An 18,376-nucleotide genomic window follows, 5' to 3' on the forward strand; every position below is an offset into this window, starting at 1 on the left:
GTCAGCAAACGCCTGACGCCGCTGAATAATATACCGTTCAAGAGGAAGTAACTGATGTCCAATCTCCAGTCCGATATCGACTACATAAAATCTCTGGCCGAAGACGGGAGTAAAGGTCCGTTGAAAAATGGCGCTACCCTGTTCTGCGCCGGCCTGATCTACGGTGTGGCCGCCATTGCCCACTATGCTATGATCATGAACTGGATACCCAAGTCGGGCGCCATGTCGGCGGTGATCTGGATCGGTGCCAGCATTCTCTTCGGGATCTGCGCCACGGTGCTTGGCCTCTCCCGGATCCGCGTTAAAGGATCGGCCAGCAACCGCGCCACGGCGTCGGCCTGGTCGGCGGTAGGCATCGGCATATTTTCCTTCATCGCCTGCTTGGTGATTTTAGCCAATATATACCAAAACTTTGAGCCGCTATCTTACCTGATCGCACCGGTCATCCTCCTGCTTTACGGCATGGGATGGTGGGTCAGCGCTCTGATGTCCTGCCAAGGCTGGCTGAAACTGGTCAGCCTGGGATGCTTCCTGGGAGCGCCGGCCATTTCCTTCCTGGCCGGTAATGCGCTTCAGATGCTTGCCTATGCCGCCTGTCTGTTTCTGTTCGCCATGGTGCCTGGCATTGCGTTGATGCGCGCAGAAAAGGCCTAAGGTCATGGGTGACGATTTTTCCATCGACGCCATTGACGATGTCATTCACGGACGTTTGCGGTTAGGGATTATGGCCTACCTGTCCACGGCCGGTTCGGCGGATTTTACCTTGCTGAAAACCAAGCTCCAGGCAACGGACGGCAATTTGTCGGTTCAGTTGCGCAAGCTGGAAGAGGCCGGTTACATCGGCATAGACAAGAGCTTTGTCGGCAAGAAGCCGCTGACAACCATAAGCCTGACTCCGGCCGGCCGGACAGCCTACATCGCCTATCTCGACGCCATGCGAAAGCTGATTTCCGATATGGAAGGGTGACCGATTATCCGTAAGGCCGTCTTTCCGCGCTCCCCTTGCCAAAAGGGGAGCGCTTCGCATTTGGCTCACGAAAAAATTCATTTCATGTGAAACCAAATCCGCGTTACACTTCCGAAAAATCAGAGGAGGCGTGACATGCTGGAGACGCAAGCGGGCGAAAACGCCCAATCCGACTTTCATGGCATTGTCGGTGGTTATGTGCCCGAACGCGCCGACTGGACCATCGACCAGAACTGGGGCGCCTACACCCCGGAAGAACATGCCACTTGGAAGACCCTGTACGAGCGTCAGATGACACTCATACCCGGCCGGGCCAGTCAGGCTTATCTCGATGGGCTGGCTGAACTGCCGATCACGGCCGACCGCATTCCTGATTTTGAAGCCCTGTCCGATGCGTTGGAAAAACGCACCGGATGGCGTGTTGTCGCCGTGCCGGGCATGGTGCCCAATGAAGTGTTTTTCAATCACATGGCCAACCGCCGTTTTCCGGCGGGACAGTTTATCCGCAAGGCACATCAGCTAGACTACCTGCAGGAACCTGACGTCTTCCACGATATATTCGGCCATGTGCCGATGATGGTCAATCCGGTCATGGCCGACTTCATGCAAGCCTATGGGGAAGGCGGCCTGCGTGCCGAACGGCTGGGCGTGCTCGATTATCTGGCGCGGCTCTACTGGTACACGGTGGAATTCGGCCTGATCGAGGAAGCCGGCGCCCTGCGCATTTTTGGCGGCGGCATCCTCTCATCATTCACGGAAACGCGCTTTGCGCTGGAAAGTGCGTCGCCAAACCGTATCGGCTTCGATCTGGAACGCGTTATGCGCACGGCCTACCGCATCGACGAATTTCAGGAGACCTATTTCGTCATGCCGTCGCTCGATACCCTGTTCGACATGGCCAATACAGATTTTGCGCCCATCTATGAAAAGCTGAAAGCCTTGCCCGATTTCGGCCTGGCCACGGTGACGCCCGATGACCGTGTGTTCACGCGCGGCACCGGCGAATATCACCGGGCGTTGCTCACCGGCGACTGCTGACCAGGAATTGACACCCGGGTAAAACCCATGATTGATGTCCCAAACGGGAGAAAACATCATGGAACTCAATCGTCGTCATCTTCTTGCGGCCCTGTCCGCGCTCGGTCTGGCCGGTGCATCCGCCCAGGCCAAGCCGGTTAAATCACCTTTCAAGAAAATCGGCGTCCAGTTGTATACGGTGCGCGATGCCTTCGCCAAGGACCCGGTCGGTACGCTGAAACGCGTAAAGGCTCTGGGCTACGATCAGGTCGAAACGATCACGTTTGGCGGTGTCTCCGCCCGTGATTTCAAGGCCAGGCTCACTGACGTCGGTTTGACTGCGCCCTCGGGTCACGTTGGCCTTACTGACTGGCAAACGCGTGCGGAGGCGGCGCTTGACGATCAAGTCGCTGTCGGTGCCCGCTATGCGGTCCTGGCCTGGTTGCCGACCGAAGACCGCGATGGCTGGAAAGCCTGGGCCGACAAGATGAACACCTGGGGGCAACTGGCCAAGTCGCGCGGCCTGACCTTCTGCTATCACAATCACGATTTCGAGTTTAAGAAGACAGCGTCCGGCGATATGCCGTATCACGTTCTGCTGGAAAACACCGACCCCTCGCTGGTGACCTTCGAACTGGATTGCTATTGGGCCAGCTTTGCCGGCCATGATCCGGTCCATATCCTGCAGGAACACGGCACTCGCATTCGCCAACTGCACCTGAAGGACAAACTGGCCGATGGTTCGATGGCGCCGGTGGGCGAGGGCACGATCGACTTCGCTGCCGTGTTGGACGCCGCCGTTAAGGGCGGCGTGGAAAACGTCTATGTCGAACACGACAACCCGGCTGATCCCTGGGCCAGCATCGCGACCAGCATCAAGAATTTGAAGGGCTGATACGCTGATACCAAGCGTCATGACCTTCGACTCATGACGCTTGGCCATGACCGGCCCTACTGCTTCGCCGCCATCTTCGCGTAATAGTCGCTGAGAACGAAGAAGGCCATTTTGCGTTCACCATTCTCCGAGACTACGCCCTTGCGATTCCAGCCTTGCTGCCAGATGTTCTGGCGGCGGGGCGAGCGGAAATCCTTCAGAATCCATGGCGACAGGCCGGCCAGGAAGGGAATCCGGTCGGCCATGGCCAGGGTATTTTTGTAGTATTTCGCCTGATAGTCCTCGGTGAAGCGTCCTTCACGCGCCGGGTCGCGGACGCCGTAGAGACTTGCGGCGCCGAATTCCGACAGGATCAACGGCTTGTTGAAGCTGGAATGCCAGACGGTCGCCGGTACGTCGGCAATCTTGTCGTTGCCGTACCAGCCGTTATAGGTGTTGACCGCCATGACATCGAGTTCCGGGATTAGTGGATCGTCGATGGTGATATCGATATGGCCGTCCACGGTTTTCTTACCGGTGAGCAGCGCCGCCGACACGAGACGTGTGCCGTCGAGGGCCTTGGCTTCGCGCGCCAGGGCGGTCAGGAAGCTGTTGCGGGCATCTGATATCGGTGTCTCATTGGCCACGCTCCAGATGATGACCGAGGCGCGGTTCCGGTCGCGGAGAATGTTTTCCGCCATCATCCTCTGCGCCACCTTGAGCGTGTCCGGATTGTCGAACTTGACCGCCCAATAGACCGGCACCTCGCTCCAAACCAGAAGGCCCATTTCATCGGCCAGGCGCGTGGTGATTTCCGAATGCGGATAATGGGAGAGCCGAACATAATTGCCGTGAAGCCCTGTCTTGATCTCGCTGAGCAGGGCGCGCGAGGCTTCCGGCGTGATGCGTCGCGACGGATTGGGACCGAATTCTTCTTCATGCAGGCAGATGCCGCGCAGGAAGATGGGCTGGCCGTTGAGGATGATCTGCGTGCCTCTGACCTCGATCGTCCGGAACCCGATCCGGTCGGTTAAAACGTCAGAGCCCGCCTTGACCGAAACGTCATAGAGGGTCGGCGTGTCCGGCGACCAGCGTTTCAGGTCCTTGGGCGCGCGCACGCTGAGTGAGACGTGACCATCGGCATCTGTCGTGCCTTTCAGGCTGAGTTTGAGCGCAGGCACGCTGACTTCGACGGCCTGTCCCGCCTTGGTAGGGCCGTCCAGTGCGACGTCGGCCTTGATCAGGCCGTCCGTGGTGAGGCGGATGAAGTCGTCATCGACATAGGTTTCCGGCGTGGCGACCAGGGTGACATCGCGTATCAGCCCGCCGTAGGTTTCCCAGTCAGTGACCTGGGTCGGTACGGAGTCGGGTGTGCGGGTCGAGTCCACGGCGACGACAAGGTTGTTGTTCTTCTCGCGCAGCAGATGGGTGACGTCGAAGCTGAAGGGGGTAAAGCCGCCTTCATGCTCGCCGACGCGGTGCCCATTGAGGTAGACCATGGTCTTGTAATCGGCGGCAGCGAAACGCAGGAAGACCCGTTGTCCGGATTTGATCAGGGCGGTGTCGAAGCTCTTTTGATACCACATCAACCCGTTATAGTAGCGCAGTTCCGGTGCGTAGGCGATCCAGGCGGACGGTACCGGACCGACCGGAGCACGCGCCAGATCGTATTCGAAAAAGACGTCGGGATCAGCCTTCATCGCCGCTTCGACATTGACGTCAGAACCGCGGCCACGCGTGACATCCAAAGGCTTGCCGTGGAAATCGGCCATCCCGTCCTTGTACGGGTCCACCGAATAGTGCCAGGGGCCAGACAGGCTTTCGCCCGCGCGTCGGTCGGCATTGACCAGGACCGTACCCGGCACAATGCTGCTGTACGCAGGCGCATCGGCCGGGCGGGCCGGCGTGGCGCCGGCAGGCACGGCCACAAGCGCGGCCGTGGCGACGACGACGAAAATCTGCGCTAACCTCATGACATCTCCTCTCCTGAATTTTGCCTGTGACAAGACACCGGTCGGCAGGCCTTGTCAAACCCGCCGATGGGGCGCAGAGTGACGGATATGCGCCCGACCTTATCTTCTGCTGAAATTGACGCCCTCACCGATAATCTGCCGCAATGGGGGCTTGAGCCCGGCGGCCTCGCCATAACAAGACATCTGGAATTCAAGGACTTTAAGACGGCGTTCGCCTTCATGACCGAGGTCGCGGAAGCGGCTGATCGGTTGGACCACCATCCCGAATGGTCCAATGTTTACAATCGGGTGTCCATCCGGCTAACCACCCATGATTCCAATGGCTTAACCGCCAGCGATATCGCCCTGGCGCGGGATATCGATGCCGCCGCCGGCGTCTGACGGGCGATACTCACGCATTTAATTTTTATTTTTCTGACCGTAGTGCTGTAGGTACAAAAGTTTGTGATCCCCTGAGTTCCAGGGGTCCGGCGGCGTCTAATAAGAGGATCACGGAATACCCCCATGCTTGAAAAGAAAAACACCATTCTGATCGTTGATGACGAGGAAGAGATCCGCAAGATGCTGAGCATCTTCCTCGATGCCGCGGATTTCAAGGTGTGCGAATGCGATAGCGGCAAGCAGGCCCTGCGCATGAGCGCTTCGGTCAGGCCGGATCTGATCCTGCTCGACCTCGGTCTTCCAGATATCGACGGCAAGGAAGTCATTACCAAGATCCGCGAATGGTCCAACGTGCCCATCGTCGTGCTGACCGCCCGTGCTGAGGACATGGAAGCGGCCCCGGCCCTGAACATCGGCGCGGATGACTATGTCACCAAGCCGTTTTCGGCCGAAGTCCTCTTGGCGCGCATCAATGCCAATCTGCGTAAATCCGCGGTCAAGGAAGTCGGTGACCCGGAAATCGTCCACGGTCCCATCCGCATGGATTTGGTACGCCATGAAGTGTTCATCGATGATGAGCGTATCGGCTTCACGCCCAAAGAATACGACCTGTTACGTTACTTCCTGGTCAATCGCGGCCGCATGCTGACGCACAAGCAGATCCTCAAAGAAGTGTGGGGCCCTGCCCACCTCGAAGACACGCAATACCTGCGTGTCTATATCGGGCAGGTCCGTGACAAGCTTGAGACGCGTCCAGGCCTCGGGAAATCGATCGTGTCGGAATCTGGCATTGGCTACCGCATGGATATGGTCAACTAGCCCATATTCTCCGAGCATTCAGACAAAGGGGTCCGGTGGAACATTTTCGCCGGACCCTTTTGTGTTTTTGCGTTATTTGTATTTGAAATTAAGGCTTACCGCTTCCTTACGAGCCGGCGGTTTTTGCCATCTTTGTAATTTATGAAGGAAGGCATAGCGTGGAATAGAAGTTTCCTCCGATTACGGGCGGGGCTGTTCAATAGGAGAATACTATGCTCAACTGGATCGTAACCTTCTTTATTCTAGCCGTTATAGCGGCCTTCTTCGGCTTTACAGGGCTCGCCGGTACTTTTGCAGAAATCGCCAAGTTTATCGCTGTGATTTTCGTCGTGCTGTTCATCGCCAGCCTGGTCTACCGGATGATCACGGGCCGCAGTGCCAATCCTCCCCTATAACGGGCCGCCCTTTAAACGGGGCGGGCAATTCGCAGGGTTTGCGTATGATAAAAAAGCCGGTCCTTTGGGGACCGGCTTTTTCTTGCTTGAGTCTTGCCTGTAGTCAGGTCGCCTTCTTGTTCGCGTACCACAGGGTGAAGATGGCGCCACCTTCGGGGTGGTTCGACAATTCAATGCGGCCGTCGAGCAGCCGCATGATGTATTGGCAAATGGTGAGCCCCAGGCCTGTGCTGGCGTTCTGCTGGTCGGACTTTTGCAGACGGGTATATTTGTCGAAAACCGCCGCCTGCTTCGCAGGAGGAATGCCGTCGCCATGGTCGCGAATGCGCACAAATCCTTCGCTGCCTACGATGCCGTATTCGACCTCAATCACCGGCACCGCCGCCTTACGGCCTCCGAACTTGAAGGCATTGTGCAGGACCAGGCCTATGGCGCGGGCGCCCAGCATCGGATCGGTAACCAGATCGTCGTTGGTGACAGACGGAGCGATCTTTATTTCGCCGCGTGTCTTTAGCGGACCTAACCTCGCCAAGCTGTCATTGATCATCTGACTGAGTCTGGCGGTTTCGAAGCGCGGCTTCACCGCGTCAGCCTCAAACTTGGCCATATCGAGAATATTGGTGATGAAGTGATCGAGCCGAAACGCCTCGGTCAAGGCCGAGCTGATGAGCGACTTGCGCTTTTCCTCACTCAACTTGTCATAAAGCATCGTCATGACTTCGAGTGAGCCGATAATCGTTGCCAATGGCGTCTTGAGGTCGTGAGATACCGAGGATAGCATCTGGCGATGCAGGTACTCACGGATCTCGTCGTGAGTTGGGGAAGTCATCTCTTCGGGTTTCATAACGTGTATTACCAATATTGTGCTGCGCAAGCAACGTGCTCAAGCCATATACGATAGAAAAAGGAGCAAGGTTTTCGAACCTTGCTCCTTTTTTGAAGTCAAAGCCGATCAGCAGGGGGAAACTGTGGCTTTGACATACAGAAAATTCTCAACGCTAAGCAATCGGCAGGCAAATTTCTACTTTTTGTCGGCGTTGTTTTCTTTTTGTTTGTCCGCAGCCGCCTTAACGTCTTCCTTGGCGTCCGAAACGACACGTTCGGTAGCTGCACCGGTTTTGGACAGCGCCGAGGACGCCGCATGGCCGCTCTCTTTTATGGCGTCGCCAGCCTTGGCAAGCGCCGGACTGTCCTTCAACTCATCAGCCGCCTTGCTGGCACCAACCGGCAGTTCGTCAATCACCTTACCGACATGATCTCCAACCGTCACCGAATGACTTTTATTATAGAACCACACGCCAGCGACGGATACGATCAGGACAAGGACGATCATTAACAGAAATCGCCCAAGTCCCGGTCCGCGGTAGATATCATTGGCCATAGGTCATTTTCCTGTGCAGGCTCTTTTTTAGAGAGCGCTTTCCGAAACGTGTGACGCACTTTTCGGATAAAATCTCGTAAACGAGGCCGGTCTGATCACAGTCAAATCTGCCTCGCTCTAGTCGTTCCACGTGTCGGCAATGTGCGCATAGGTCGCCAATTCATCCAGATCCTCTTCCGGATCGAAAAGTTCCGGTGGGAGATCTTCTTCAAAACTTTCGCCATCCACGTTGAACTGGCGGACGGTAGAGGGTTTCGGCGCGGAAAAGGGGAGACTGGTGGCGTTCATGGCAGACGTCCGTGTGATGAGGGTGGCTAAACTCGTAAGGTCTAGGCTGTCTTGAATTGAGGATTGGTGACCGGAGGAATTTCAGACGGTAATTCCGGATTTCCGTCCGGTGCAGGCGGATTGTATTCGGGCGCGTTGTCCGGATCGGTCGCGGGTTCATAGGGCTCGATTTCCGGATCCTCTGGATCGTTCGGGCCTTCAGAAGCGAAGGTGTTTTCGACGGCAGGAATCAAACCGCTGATGCGTCGCAAAGCCTTGGAAATATCCTCAATTCTGCGTTCCTGATCCGAGGAGGGTGGATTACCGCCTTCGCCTTCAAACCTTAAGAAATCGTCCAGAGACAGTGCCAATTCCTTTTGAGCTTCGATCAAGGTGTCGTAACCGGCCTCGCTGATCTTCTGAGCGGCGTCCAGTCCCTTAAGGTAGGTGTTGGTCCAGTCATTCAGTTTGGCGACCTGAAGCTTGACATCTGTCTTCAGCCGCGCAGCGTCGCAACCTGCCAATAGGCGCTTTAGATCGTGCGATACCTGTTGAACGGAGGCGATATGGTCTTCGTCATAAAGCGCAGATACGCCCGCGACTCGACTGGCGGCCTGCATTGAGCCGTGCGCGGCTGCGCCTGCCGGTCCCTGGGTTGTTCCCTGGCTTGTCGGACTGGTACGGACGTCTGAATCGAGCATGGCCTTTTCCTCCTGCAAAGTAATTTCACCATCCGCGACGGCGGATATGGATTACCGTACGAAAAAGACTGCAAAGGCACAGTGCCTAAGCCGGGCAGGGAGATAAGGGGGGGATAAACGCCCGTATCAGGCCGGATGGCGCGTGCCCACGGCGCGTAGCTTTTGCGCCAGTATGTCGGGCAGGACGGGCTTGGAAATGTAATCGTCCATCCCCGCAGTCAGGCAGCGTTCGCGATCCCCGGCCAGGGCATGGGCGGTTACGCCTATAATGGTGTGACGCGGGCCGCCTTGGGTCTCATCATTGCGGATTTGACGGGTGGTTTCCAGGCCATCCATGCCGTGCATCTGGACGTCCATGAGGATGGCGTGAAAGGGCCCCTCCGTCTCAAGCAGGGTCAAGGCTTCTGCCCCCGATGGGGCGGACATGACGTCGTAACCCAGCTCTTCGAGCATGAGGGTCAAGACCATGATGTTGGGCTCATAATCTTCAACAATCAACACCTGGGGTTTACGACCGTCGGTTGGCAGCTCCGGTCGATAATCGGCCGCGGGCGCCGTCGGATGGTTCGGATTTGTGCCGCGCGGCAGGTCGAGCGTCAGGGTGAAACTGGACCCTTCGCCCGGTTGGCTTTCGACATGAATATCACCGCCCATAAGCTGGGCCAGGGAGCGGGCGATGGACAGCCCCAAGCCTGAACCGCCGAACCGTCGGGTGATGCTCTCGTCGGCCTGAGTGAATTTCTCGAAGATGGCAGGCAGCTTGTCGACCGGTATGCCTATGCCGGAATCGTGCACCCGGACGATCAGGCCGCACATATCGCTGCTCAGCGGTCTGGCGCTGGCCTGGATAAGAATTTCGCCGGTATCGGTAAATTTGAGCGCATTGCTGACCAGGTTCATCAGGACCTGTTGCAGACGCGACCGGTCTCCGATTAGCCACATGCCGTTGGTGGTGTCCTCGATGCGGAAGCTCAGGCCTTTACGTTCTATATCCTGGCCGAACATGACGCGAATATCTTCCAAAATAGCCGAAATCTCGAAAGGTATGGCTTCGAGTTCGATATGATCATCTTCGATGCGGCTGATATCGAGCAGGTCATTGATGAGTTTGAGCAGCAGGTCGGCATTTGTGCGCAAGGTATCGACGATCTTTTTCTGGTGATCGTCCAGGCGCGTGTTCGCCAATACGGTGGCCAGTCCGGTGACGACGTTCATTGGCGTGCGGATTTCATGGCTCATGGTTGCCAGAAAGCGACTCTTAGCCTGGTTGGCCGCTTCGGCGCGCTCCTTGGCAGCGGTCAGCTCGATGCTTTGCTGGGCGTTTTCACGCAACAGCCGCTCCTTGGTGAAGGCGGCGACCATGATGGCCGGCAGAAGATCGAGATAGGTTTGGTTGACATCCTTGACGCAGTAGTCGGCGGCGCCCTTTTCCAAGGCTTCCAGGGCGATGCGTTCATCGCCGCCGGCAGTCAGGATGACAGCGGGGGGCACGACGGTCAGGTCGGTCAGGCGGTCGAGCATCTGCAGGCCGTTCATACCCGGCAGGTTATAGTCGATCAGCAGCAGGTCGAAATCATGCCTGTGCAGCAGGTCGAGCGCGTCTTCGGCGCTGCCTGCGGTTTCAACCTTTAGCCCCAGTCTTTCCATGCGCTTTTGCAGCAAGCGCGCCAGGGCTGCGTCGTCTTCGACGTACAGAATCTGATGCATGGTCGGGGGTGTTTTGGAATCGTGCGTTATGGTGTGGGGCATGGGGATCAGGCTCGGGTATGCGGAACGCGAACTGTGGTCAGCATCAGGCCAAGCTTGCGGATAGCGTCGGAAAAATCATCATACCCGACGGGCTTGATCATGAAGGCATTACAGCCCAGGGCATAACACCGGTCGATGTCTTTCGGGTTGTCGGTTGTGGTCAGGACGACGACAGGGATGTGGCGTGTGCTGTCATCGGTCTTGAGGCGGTGGAGAACCTCAAAGCCGTCGATGTCAGGCAGGTTGAGGTCGAGAACAACAATGGTTTTGTCGAGCGGTTCGGTACGTGCGGACTTACCAAAGAAGTAGGCAATGGCTTCGCTGCCGTCGCGCAGACGCACGATCGGATTTAATACGCCGGCCCGTTGTAAATTGCGGCTTATGAGGCTGGCATGACCTTCGTCATCTTCGACCAGCACGACTGTGAACGGCTCGGAAAAGGCGCTGATCATGCCGCATCCTCCCGTTTGCCGGACAGTTTTTCCACTGCGTCATTGGCGACGGGCTGGCGGCGTGGCAGGCTGACATAGAATGTCGTACCGACATCAAGCTTGGATTCGAACCATATGCCGCCATTCATCTTGCGCAGAGTGGCCTTGACGAAAGCCATGCCCAGGCCTAGCCCACGCACGTCACCGGTATTACGCGCACGGCGGAAGATGTTGAAAACGCGCTCGGCATCTTCCGCATCTATGCCGCGTCCATTGTCGCGGATCGAGAAAGTGTAGTCGCGCGACGTCTCCAGGCAGCTCATCTCGATATGGCCGGCGACGCCTGGCCGCAAGTATTTGACGGCATTGTCAAGCAGGTTGGAAAAGACCTGCTCCAAGGCAACGGGATCGGTCACCATCTTGGGCAAGGGGTTGACCTTAACCTCTACCCCCTTGTTGGAAATCTCGTAACTTTGTGCGCCCAGACATTTGTCGAACACGGCCTGGGCGTCGACGACTTCATCGCGGTAGGTGAACTTACCGATGCGGGACAAATCGAGAATGGCGGTTGTCAGAGTGTCCATCCGATCAACCGCATTGCCGATAAAGCCCAAGGCCTCGGGTATGTCGCGTTTGAGAATGTGTTCCAACTTCGCCCAGCTTTCCTCGCCGATCCCCTTGCGCTTCGGTGCAAGCAGATCGTCTATATCCTTCACAGCCAGCGTAAGTTCGTGAGAGAAGCCTTTGAGATTGACAAGGGGAGAGCGCATGTCGTGCGACGTGATGTAGGTGAAGGCTTCCATGTCGGCATTCAATTGGCGCAGTTCTTCTTCACGGCTTTTTTGTTCGGTGATATCGGTATTGGTGCCGATCATGCTGCGGATCTGGCCGAACTTATCCCAGGTGCCGATGCCGCGCGACATAACCCAGCGCCAGGTGCCATCTTTGTGCTTGAGCCGGAACACGTTGTTATAGGTCGGGGTTTTTCTAATGATGTAGTCATGACGGACCTGCATGTAGGATTCCAGGTCGTCGGGGTGAATGCGACTGATAAGGGTGCGGATATCTTCATCCAGTTCCCCCTCTTCAAAGCCCAGCATCGCCAGGTATTCCTTCGACATATAGATGGTTTCGTTGACGAAGTTGATCTCATACACTCCGTCATTGATCCCGTTCATAACCGCCCGGAACCGGGTTTCTGCCCGTTCATTCTGCGCTTCGATGGCTTCGTTCTCGGTTTCCAGCTTTATGATCAGAATCGTGCCGGCCAAGAATATGCCGACACCCAAAATGCTTCCGATGATCAGGATATAGGCGAAGTTTCGGCGTCGCGGCTCTACCAGTTTGCGCCGTTCCTCCATGTTCGTCAGGCGGCGCGCGGTGATGGTTGCGACAAGATGGCGCAATTCGTCCATCTGACGCTTTTGAATGCTTAGTGCATTCATGCTGATCTGACCGCGGCCATGGCCACGCATATAGTTAATTTGCGATTGCAGCAGGCGCTCCATTCCGTCGAAGCGGTCGAGCAGGTTGCTGGTCTCAGCAAATGCAGTGTCTTCGTAATAGGTCGATTGGCGCAGGGTGTTGATTTCGTCTGGCAGACGGGCGGCGGCCACCTCGTACAGTTCAAGAAAAGCCGCGTCGCCGGAAAGCACATACCCGCGCACGCTCGTTTCCATATTCACCATGTCCATCAGGATAACCTTGGTCTGGCGAATATTCTCATACTCATAACGAATGTGATCGTTCAGGTTTTGGGATTTTGTGTACTGATCATAAATAATCAGGCTGAAAGAGCAGAGCGCTATCGAAATAACACTGAAGAATGCCAGATATAGATGCTTAACATTCAAGCCCCAGGGTAGTCGCATATCTATTCGCCGGCCTCTATGGCGCCAATGAGATATATGTGGTCGACCCGCTCAATATTTGCATTAATCAAGAGCTATTTAATGAAAACCTTAACGCAGGAAGGCGTCTCTCAAGCGCAATGAGTGACATATCCGCCTTAAATCTAGCTTAAGGGCGTGTAATGGAGCAATAAGCCGGCGCCTTGTTTTTATAAATATGGCATAAGTCCCAATTGCGCGAAAATAGGCCAATTAGCGCTGGACTCCCTTTGTCTTGTCTCTGGGGGATACCCCGCGCGAGGTTCGCAAACCCTGCACAAATGCGCCGACCATGTTTGTTGCCTTGTCGATGACCGGCGCGGCCATGGGCGCCTGGCTGTGAAATATCTGCTCGACGTCGCTGCGGATGCGATTAAAGATACGCATAGCTACAGTCGCTGCAACACCCAGTATGACAAGGGTAAGGGCAGCGATCACCGCACAGGATGGCAGAACGTCCAGGTTGGCGGCAATTAACTGCGCGTAGATGAGCCACAACAGGCCGCCAATCACCAATGCGGAGAGGAATGTCCCGAATATTCCGAGCAACAGCACAAGTGTCAGACCGGAAGCTGCGCTCATCACATGGGCTTTCGCCGTATTGAGCTTTTTCGTCGCCGACAAAAGCTCGAAAATTCGCGAAACCCAGAACATGATGCGATGGTCTCCTGTGAGTGGGGGCTCCGGTACGTGCGACACAAAAACGCCGGGCAGCCCAAAGGGCTGTCCGGCGTCATGTCTGTTAGCTTATCGACGGGTAAGCAGGGCGCCGAGAATAAAGCCGGCGCCGAGCGCGATAGCCGACGAACGGACAGGGTTCGTCTTGATTTCGCTTTCGATTTTGCGCGTATATTGCGAAGTGGTGTCGGCGGTGCGATCGAACAGGCCGCGCACCTTTTGTCCGGCTTCGTTAGCGTAACCGCTGACATTGTTGAGAACATCTTCGCCGCGATCCTTCACGTCGTCGATCGCGTCGCGCGCCCGATCGGCGGCATCGCGGGCGCTATTGCGCAGGTCGTTTTCGGCCAGGCCCTTGGTGACATTTGCGGCGGCTTTGGTTGCGGAAGACAGCATGGGTCGATTACTCCTGCACAGAGACTGCCGGAAACCGGCATTTACGGGTTTTTCGGGGAGGGAAGAAAAGGGGTCACGTTCACAGCAGGCTTGTCTGAAACCCAGGGGCTGGGGGGGCGGAGAAGGGCTTGAGAGAAGCGGCCGTGAACGTGATGATTTGAGATTATCGGCACGGCTTTAAGGAAGCGATGTGCAGCCTGCTGGGTGAAAATAAAGATTGTATAAAAATGAGCGGCAGCCACCTGCGGCTGTGATGACTTACCCTATTCTTATCCCTGTGCGACGGTCCGGTGCATCCTTTTTATGTGGGAATGGCTAGCGTGTAAGGCATCGCGGGGGATAATCCCGGCGACAGATTACAGGAGACTTCACCATGACTGTTAAAGCCAGCATCAAGGAAACCGCCGGCGCTGCCGAAGAGGAACTGGGCGAAGCGCTGAACAATGACAAAATGGCCGATAAAGGGCGTCAGCTGCGCAATGAAGGCCGTATCGAAAATGGCAAGATGCCGAAGACGCACGTCCCAGGGACCGAAAAAGACCATATCAATCCCGGCTCGTGATTTTCTCGACATATGAAAAAAGCCTCCCCATCGGATGATCGGGAGGCTTTCTTTTTATGACCTGACGACGCTGCTTATTCTGCGGCGTTTTCCTGGCTCACCGATGCCGCAGGGTAGCCCAGGTGGGCCAGAAGGTCCTTGATCTTGATAGACGCGAAATGAATTGAGGAGTCCGCAACGCCATAGGGCATGAAGATCCAGTCACCGATGCGCATGGCGCCGCAGGTATAGATAACATTGGGGACATAGCCTTCGCGGTTGTCTTCGGACGGTGACAGAAGCGGTTCCGTCGATCGGGCCAGGACAATGCGCGGATCGTCCTTGTCCAGGAGGGCTGCGCCCAGGGAGTAGCGACGCACAGGGCCGACCCCGTGAGTCAGGACCAGCCACCCTTCTTCCAGTTCGATGGGAGAACCGCAATTGCCCATCTGGATCAATTCCCATGGCGCTTCCGGGCCTAGAATACGGTCGCCGTAATTCCATGTGTATTTGTCGTCGCTCTCCAGGTAGAAGATGCTTTCGTGATCAAGACGTCCCACGGCGGCCCACCGTCCATTTATCTTGCGCGGAAAGATGCCGAGCCCCTTGTGGCCAGAGGCGGCGCCCCGGAAGGGCGTAAGTTTGAATGAGCGGAAATCCGACGTTTCCAGACATTCGCACGCGGTTTCCTTGCCGTTATAGGCGGTGTAGGTGCCCATATAGCTGGCGCTGCCGCTTTCGTCGGTGAATTTCAGCATGCGCAGGTCTTCCAGGCCGTTGCTTTGCGACCGGGTGACCGGAAAAAGAACGGTTTCCGAGATCGGACACGCCTGGTGGCCGTGGACGGTCACTACACCATCTAGCGGTGCATTACCCAGCGGCTTGGCGGCTACGGCAAAATCGGCTTCCGGTTTGAGTTCGACCGTGCCGTCGGGATGAAAGGTGCCTTCGCGAAATGACACGGTCGAGATATGGCCTTCACCGACGGTGCGTGTTGACATGATGAAGTTCACGCCTTCGCCGGCACCGCTCTGGTCGGGGTGATAAACGACGGAAGGATTCATAACCGCCGCCGCCGAGTAGCTGTATTCGTGGCAGAAATAGGCGCCGATGAGCGCCATGTGATCCTCATCTAATGCGTCCAGCCCGCCGTTCATGGCCTTGATCTGGCGGAAGCGTTCGAGAAAAATGCCGCGTGCCTGCCAGTGACGTGAGGTGAAGTCGCGATTGACCACCTCCAGTTCGTTACGCACCTGTTCGAGCGACATGGCGGCAATGGCGTCGCAGATGCGACTGACTCGGGAGCCGGCGCCCATGGCGCTGTCACGCGGACTGATGGAAATGGTGAACGGCAGGATGACCACTCGTTCGGGGTTGGCGTGCAGAGTAATTGGGCTAATAAGCATTTCAGTCATAGTGTATCCCTCAGATGCCGGCCCTTCCGGTCCGGTTTAGGCAAGGCAAAGTCGCGAACCGCCTTGGCGGTTCGCGTGCGTGAGGGCCCGTATTTTTCAGGCCAGGTGTTTTACAGGTCGGCTTTGAGGGCCGCCCAGCTCATGGGATAGGACAGGATCGATTCCGCCCCCTGATTCAGGTTGACGCCATTCGGGTTCAGCCCATCATAGCAACCGCCGTTGCCGTCGAGCAGACTGAGACCTGAGGTGTTCTCACCATGGAACCAGGCAAAGGCGCGCATGGCTTCGTCACGCCATTTCGTATCGCCGCTGATCCGCAGGGCCGTCAGGCAGGCATCGATGGTCGCGAGGACTTCCAGGGGTTGCTGGTCATACAGCGGGTGATCCGGACCATCGTCGGAAAACTTCGAATTGGGAATGGGCGCGAAGACGCCGTTTCGGGTTTGTTTTTTCATCAGCCAGGTCAGGGAGGCGAGGCCATCCTTCACCATTTCGGCTTCGCCCAGGAAGGCGCCACCGACGATCAGGCCTTCGCAGACACGCGCATTGTCGTAGGACAGGGACGGTTCGAACCAGTCGTGCCCGGCGCGTGATTGCACTCTGTAACGGTCGTGGACATCACGGGTGAGGTATCGCACCATGGCCTGAATTTCCTGGCCATCGCCGACAACGCCGAAGGTGCGGATCAGGTTCTTAATCATGACAGCGCGCGAACGCAGCGAATTCCACGTCGGCGTCTTGGGCAGAATCTGAGCGGCCAGATCGCTGGCCCATTGTCGCAGGTCGGCAGGCAGGTTTGAGCGGGCTACATCCACCAGGCACTCATAGGAGCGCGCGCAGCAATCGTCGGAACCGCCGTCATCCAGCCATTCGCGGTTGTAGGACATGAAATTGCGGAACCGGCTGTCATTATTCCAGGCATGGTTCATGAAGGATGCGTAGATGTAGCCAAGCTTCATCTGCTCGGCTGTCAGGGGGGCTATGTTCGATTGCCGTGCCACCAGGGATAACGCGCGGGCATTATCGTCGGCGCAGTAGCCATGCTGACGATCGGGCAGGCAATATTTCCCATGCTGGAAGATGCCGCAATCGTCGGTCATGCGAGAAACGGCATTCCAGGACGGCGCTTCAGGCAGAGAAACAATCAATTTTTCCGGCGGCAGGTCGTAATTGGCGACATCGGCTTCGGCCTGGACGACATAGGCGCGGGCGACTTCGCTCCAACGCGACGGTTGGGCCGCCTTGTAGGCTCTCATGGACATCTCCGTACGCAGGTTATCGTTGTCCAGCAGGCTGGAGATGGCTGTGGTAAAGGCGGCGACATCGCTGAACGGACAAATGATACCGACGCCGTCAGCCAAGGCTTCGGTGGCGTGCCAGTAGGGCGTCGAAACGGTTGGCCGTCCCAGCGCCAGCGCATAGCTTAGCGTGCCCGACGTGATCTGGGTTTCCGTCAGATAGGGGGTGACATAGACATCTGTCGCCTGAAGCACATCGATCAGGTCATTGTCGTTCATGAACCGGTTGATGAAGCGCACATTCTCTTCGACGCCCAACTCCGCCGCCATGGCGATCAGGCTTTCGCGGTACTTTTCACCTTCGTCACGCACCAGGTGCGGATGGGTGGCGCCAATGATGAGATAGACGACTTCCGGGCACGTCTTGCGGATTTCCGGTAAGGCCTTGATCACCGTTTCGATGCCCTTGTTCGGCGACAGAAGCCCGAAGGTCATCAGGGTCTTCTTGCCGGTCAGATGCAGCATGGGCTTGAATTCTGAAGTGGCGCGCAGGGGGCGCGACGGCGCGCCATGCAACACGACCTGGATCTGCTCATCCTTGACGCCGTATACGCGCTTGAGAATGTCCCTGCCCTTCTGGGCCATGGTCACCAGGGTCGAAGACAGGCGGATCAGGGCCCTCATGACGTGGCGCTGCTCATCGTTCGGGTTTTCCAGAACTGTGTGCAGGGTGGTTACGATCGGCATGTTCAGGCGTTCCAGGCATTCGATCAGGTAAGCGCCCGAAGGACCGCCATAGATGCCGAATTCATGCTGCACGAAAAGCACCTGGGTGCCGTTCTCGTTGAGTTCGTCGGCCAGGGCGCGATAGGCGGCGATATCGTTCTGAGGCACCTGATGCGTCACTTCCGACGGATAGTCATAGGCCGCGCCGGGGTCGTTCATGGCGATGACGCTCCAGCTGGCCTGGGGCAGTGCGCGTGACAGGCAGGCATACATATCGCGTGTGAACGTGGCCAAGCCGCATTGACGGGGCGGGAAGTTACCGATGATGGCGGTTTTCGACAGAGTCACGCCGGGGGTGCCAATACGGTCAGGACCAATACGATCAGGAACGGATCGGCTGAGCGTTGCGGCCGCCGTAGCGGGTAAGCCTTCCATCTCCGCTTCCAGGTCACTGGCGATTTCGAAGCTGTTGGCTTGTAACATGTCGCTCTCCGCTAGAAATTCAGAGTCCCAGCCGAAAAGTTACAGATACGCTCTG

20 protein-coding genes are annotated in these 18,376 nt (G+C 56.9%); 8 read left to right on the top strand and 12 right to left on the bottom strand.

The annotated features are described in order from the left end of the window. Window positions 1-54: 54 nt before the first annotated feature. The 4 genes from AEAC466_RS29845 to AEAC466_RS29860 all read left to right on the top strand — a co-directional run bounded on the left by AEAC466_RS29845 (window position 55) and on the right by AEAC466_RS29860 (window position 2,879). The gene (locus AEAC466_RS29845; protein WP_023457458.1) at window positions 55-654 is read left to right on the top strand and encodes a hypothetical protein; all 600 of its coding nucleotides are present in this window, start codon (window positions 55-57) and stop codon (window positions 652-654) included. 4 nt (window positions 655-658) lie between these two features. Beyond that, on the top strand, window positions 659-967 hold the full coding sequence (locus tag AEAC466_RS29850) for a winged helix-turn-helix domain-containing protein (RefSeq protein ID WP_023457459.1): 309 nt from the start codon (window positions 659-661) through the stop codon (window positions 965-967). 135 nt (window positions 968-1,102) lie between these two features. Beyond that, window positions 1,103-2,005, top strand: coding sequence for a phenylalanine 4-monooxygenase (phhA, locus tag AEAC466_RS29855; protein WP_023457460.1), 903 nt, complete (start codon window positions 1,103-1,105; stop codon window positions 2,003-2,005). A 58-nt stretch (window positions 2,006-2,063) separates the two neighbouring features. Next, entirely contained in the window at window positions 2,064-2,879 is an 816-nt protein-coding gene (locus AEAC466_RS29860; protein ID WP_031238441.1) for a sugar phosphate isomerase/epimerase family protein, read from the top strand. Between the two features lie 56 nt (window positions 2,880-2,935). On the opposite strand, the gene AEAC466_RS29865 is transcribed toward AEAC466_RS29860, so the two are convergent. Further along, a complete protein-coding gene (locus AEAC466_RS29865; RefSeq protein WP_023457462.1) occupies window positions 2,936-4,831 on the bottom strand; it encodes a glycoside hydrolase family 2 protein in 1,896 nt (631 codons plus the stop codon). 87 nt (window positions 4,832-4,918) lie between these two features. On the opposite strand from AEAC466_RS29865, the gene AEAC466_RS29870 reads away from it, so the two are divergent. The 3 genes from AEAC466_RS29870 to AEAC466_RS29880 all read left to right on the top strand — a co-directional run bounded on the left by AEAC466_RS29870 (window position 4,919) and on the right by AEAC466_RS29880 (window position 6,426). Further along, entirely contained in the window at window positions 4,919-5,212 is a 294-nt protein-coding gene (locus AEAC466_RS29870) for a 4a-hydroxytetrahydrobiopterin dehydratase (RefSeq protein WP_023457463.1), read from the top strand. Between the two features lie 123 nt (window positions 5,213-5,335). Then, window positions 5,336-6,031 carry a response regulator gene (locus AEAC466_RS29875; RefSeq protein WP_023457464.1) on the top strand — a complete coding sequence of 232 codons (696 nt, stop codon included), beginning with the start codon at window positions 5,336-5,338 and terminating at the stop codon, window positions 6,029-6,031. 212 nt (window positions 6,032-6,243) lie between these two features. Next, a complete protein-coding gene (locus AEAC466_RS29880; RefSeq protein WP_023457465.1) occupies window positions 6,244-6,426 on the top strand; it encodes a DUF1328 domain-containing protein in 183 nt (60 codons plus the stop codon). A 103-nt stretch (window positions 6,427-6,529) separates the two neighbouring features. On the opposite strand, the gene AEAC466_RS29885 is transcribed toward AEAC466_RS29880, so the two are convergent. From AEAC466_RS29885 to AEAC466_RS29920, 9 genes are all read right to left on the bottom strand, one after another. After that, window positions 6,530-7,255 carry a sensor histidine kinase gene (locus tag AEAC466_RS29885; RefSeq protein ID WP_235074198.1) on the bottom strand — a complete coding sequence of 242 codons (726 nt, stop codon included), beginning with the start codon at window positions 7,253-7,255 and terminating at the stop codon, window positions 6,530-6,532. Window positions 7,256-7,447: 192 nt separating this feature from the next. Continuing rightward, window positions 7,448-7,807, bottom strand: a complete 360-nt coding sequence (locus AEAC466_RS29890) for a hypothetical protein (RefSeq protein ID WP_023457467.1) — start codon at window positions 7,805-7,807, stop codon at window positions 7,448-7,450. Between the two features lie 117 nt (window positions 7,808-7,924). Beyond that, window positions 7,925-8,095 (bottom strand): hypothetical protein, encoded by a 171-nt coding sequence (locus AEAC466_RS44415; RefSeq protein WP_023457468.1) that lies wholly within the window; start codon window positions 8,093-8,095, stop codon window positions 7,925-7,927. A 41-nt stretch (window positions 8,096-8,136) separates the two neighbouring features. Next, on the bottom strand, window positions 8,137-8,775 hold the full coding sequence (locus tag AEAC466_RS29895) for a hypothetical protein (protein WP_031238444.1): 639 nt from the start codon (window positions 8,773-8,775) through the stop codon (window positions 8,137-8,139). 126 nt (window positions 8,776-8,901) lie between these two features. After that, window positions 8,902-10,524, bottom strand: a complete 1,623-nt coding sequence (locus AEAC466_RS29900) for a hybrid sensor histidine kinase/response regulator (RefSeq protein ID WP_031238445.1) — start codon at window positions 10,522-10,524, stop codon at window positions 8,902-8,904. Window positions 10,525-10,529: 5 nt separating this feature from the next. Then, entirely contained in the window at window positions 10,530-10,976 is a 447-nt protein-coding gene (locus AEAC466_RS29905) for a response regulator (protein ID WP_023457471.1), read from the bottom strand. Beyond that, window positions 10,973-12,826, bottom strand: a complete 1,854-nt coding sequence (locus AEAC466_RS29910; protein ID WP_031238446.1) for a sensor histidine kinase — start codon at window positions 12,824-12,826, stop codon at window positions 10,973-10,975. The genes AEAC466_RS29905 and AEAC466_RS29910 overlap by 4 nt, the downstream gene beginning before the upstream one ends. A 231-nt stretch (window positions 12,827-13,057) precedes the next feature. Further along, a complete protein-coding gene (locus tag AEAC466_RS29915) occupies window positions 13,058-13,498 on the bottom strand; it encodes a hypothetical protein (RefSeq protein WP_023457473.1) in 441 nt (146 codons plus the stop codon). A gap of 93 nt (window positions 13,499-13,591) precedes the next feature. Then, on the bottom strand, window positions 13,592-13,918 hold the full coding sequence (locus tag AEAC466_RS29920) for a DUF883 family protein (RefSeq protein WP_023457474.1): 327 nt from the start codon (window positions 13,916-13,918) through the stop codon (window positions 13,592-13,594). A gap of 373 nt (window positions 13,919-14,291) precedes the next feature. Here AEAC466_RS29920 and AEAC466_RS29925 point away from each other — a divergent pair, with 373 nt between their 5' ends. Continuing rightward, window positions 14,292-14,480, top strand: a complete 189-nt coding sequence (locus AEAC466_RS29925) for a hypothetical protein (RefSeq protein WP_023457475.1) — start codon at window positions 14,292-14,294, stop codon at window positions 14,478-14,480. Window positions 14,481-14,554: 74 nt separating this feature from the next. Here the strand turns inward: AEAC466_RS29925 and AEAC466_RS29930 are convergent, their stop codons facing one another. Both AEAC466_RS29930 and AEAC466_RS29935 read right to left on the bottom strand, forming a co-directional pair. Beyond that, window positions 14,555-15,874: a glycoside hydrolase family 130 protein gene (locus AEAC466_RS29930; protein WP_023457476.1), complete on the bottom strand. Its 1,320-nt coding sequence runs from the start codon at window positions 15,872-15,874 to the stop codon at window positions 14,555-14,557. 110 nt (window positions 15,875-15,984) lie between these two features. Then, window positions 15,985-18,321: a glycosyltransferase family 4 protein gene (locus tag AEAC466_RS29935; protein ID WP_023457477.1), complete on the bottom strand. Its 2,337-nt coding sequence runs from the start codon at window positions 18,319-18,321 to the stop codon at window positions 15,985-15,987. Window positions 18,322-18,376: the final 55 nt, after the last annotated feature.

The organism is Asticcacaulis sp. AC466 (assembly GCF_000495815.1).
Lineage (GTDB): Bacteria > Pseudomonadota > Alphaproteobacteria > Caulobacterales > Caulobacteraceae > Asticcacaulis.

What these genes read in the sequence shown, in the direction of transcription:
- AEAC466_RS29900 (WP_031238445.1), bottom strand. Translation starts at nt 10,524, where the DNA reads ATGCCCCACACCATAACGCACGATTCCAAAACACCCCCGACCATGCAT.
- AEAC466_RS29930 (WP_023457476.1), bottom strand. Translation starts at nt 15,874, where the DNA reads ATGACTGAAATGCTTATTAGCCCAATTACTCTGCACGCCAACCCCGAA.
- AEAC466_RS29925 (WP_023457475.1), top strand. Translation starts at nt 14,292, where the DNA reads ATGACTGTTAAAGCCAGCATCAAGGAAACCGCCGGCGCTGCCGAAGAG.
- AEAC466_RS29845 (WP_023457458.1), top strand. Translation starts at nt 55, where the DNA reads ATGTCCAATCTCCAGTCCGATATCGACTACATAAAATCTCTGGCCGAA.
- AEAC466_RS29860 (WP_031238441.1), top strand. Translation starts at nt 2,064, where the DNA reads ATGGAACTCAATCGTCGTCATCTTCTTGCGGCCCTGTCCGCGCTCGGT.
- AEAC466_RS29890 (WP_023457467.1), bottom strand. Translation starts at nt 7,807, where the DNA reads ATGGCCAATGATATCTACCGCGGACCGGGACTTGGGCGATTTCTGTTA.
- AEAC466_RS29895 (WP_031238444.1), bottom strand. Translation starts at nt 8,775, where the DNA reads ATGCTCGATTCAGACGTCCGTACCAGTCCGACAAGCCAGGGAACAACC.
- AEAC466_RS29850 (WP_023457459.1), top strand. Translation starts at nt 659, where the DNA reads ATGGGTGACGATTTTTCCATCGACGCCATTGACGATGTCATTCACGGA.
- AEAC466_RS44415 (WP_023457468.1), bottom strand. Translation starts at nt 8,095, where the DNA reads ATGAACGCCACCAGTCTCCCCTTTTCCGCGCCGAAACCCTCTACCGTC.
- AEAC466_RS29915 (WP_023457473.1), bottom strand. Translation starts at nt 13,498, where the DNA reads ATGTTCTGGGTTTCGCGAATTTTCGAGCTTTTGTCGGCGACGAAAAAG.
- AEAC466_RS29865 (WP_023457462.1), bottom strand. Translation starts at nt 4,831, where the DNA reads ATGAGGTTAGCGCAGATTTTCGTCGTCGTCGCCACGGCCGCGCTTGTG.
- AEAC466_RS29935 (WP_023457477.1), bottom strand. Translation starts at nt 18,321, where the DNA reads ATGTTACAAGCCAACAGCTTCGAAATCGCCAGTGACCTGGAAGCGGAG.
- AEAC466_RS29870 (WP_023457463.1), top strand. Translation starts at nt 4,919, where the DNA reads ATGCGCCCGACCTTATCTTCTGCTGAAATTGACGCCCTCACCGATAAT.
- AEAC466_RS29910 (WP_031238446.1), bottom strand. Translation starts at nt 12,826, where the DNA reads ATGCGACTACCCTGGGGCTTGAATGTTAAGCATCTATATCTGGCATTC.
- AEAC466_RS29875 (WP_023457464.1), top strand. Translation starts at nt 5,336, where the DNA reads ATGCTTGAAAAGAAAAACACCATTCTGATCGTTGATGACGAGGAAGAG.
- phhA (WP_023457460.1), top strand. Translation starts at nt 1,103, where the DNA reads ATGCTGGAGACGCAAGCGGGCGAAAACGCCCAATCCGACTTTCATGGC.
- AEAC466_RS29905 (WP_023457471.1), bottom strand. Translation starts at nt 10,976, where the DNA reads ATGATCAGCGCCTTTTCCGAGCCGTTCACAGTCGTGCTGGTCGAAGAT.
- AEAC466_RS29880 (WP_023457465.1), top strand. Translation starts at nt 6,244, where the DNA reads ATGCTCAACTGGATCGTAACCTTCTTTATTCTAGCCGTTATAGCGGCC.
- AEAC466_RS29920 (WP_023457474.1), bottom strand. Translation starts at nt 13,918, where the DNA reads ATGCTGTCTTCCGCAACCAAAGCCGCCGCAAATGTCACCAAGGGCCTG.
- AEAC466_RS29885 (WP_235074198.1), bottom strand. Translation starts at nt 7,255, where the DNA reads ATGACTTCCCCAACTCACGACGAGATCCGTGAGTACCTGCATCGCCAG.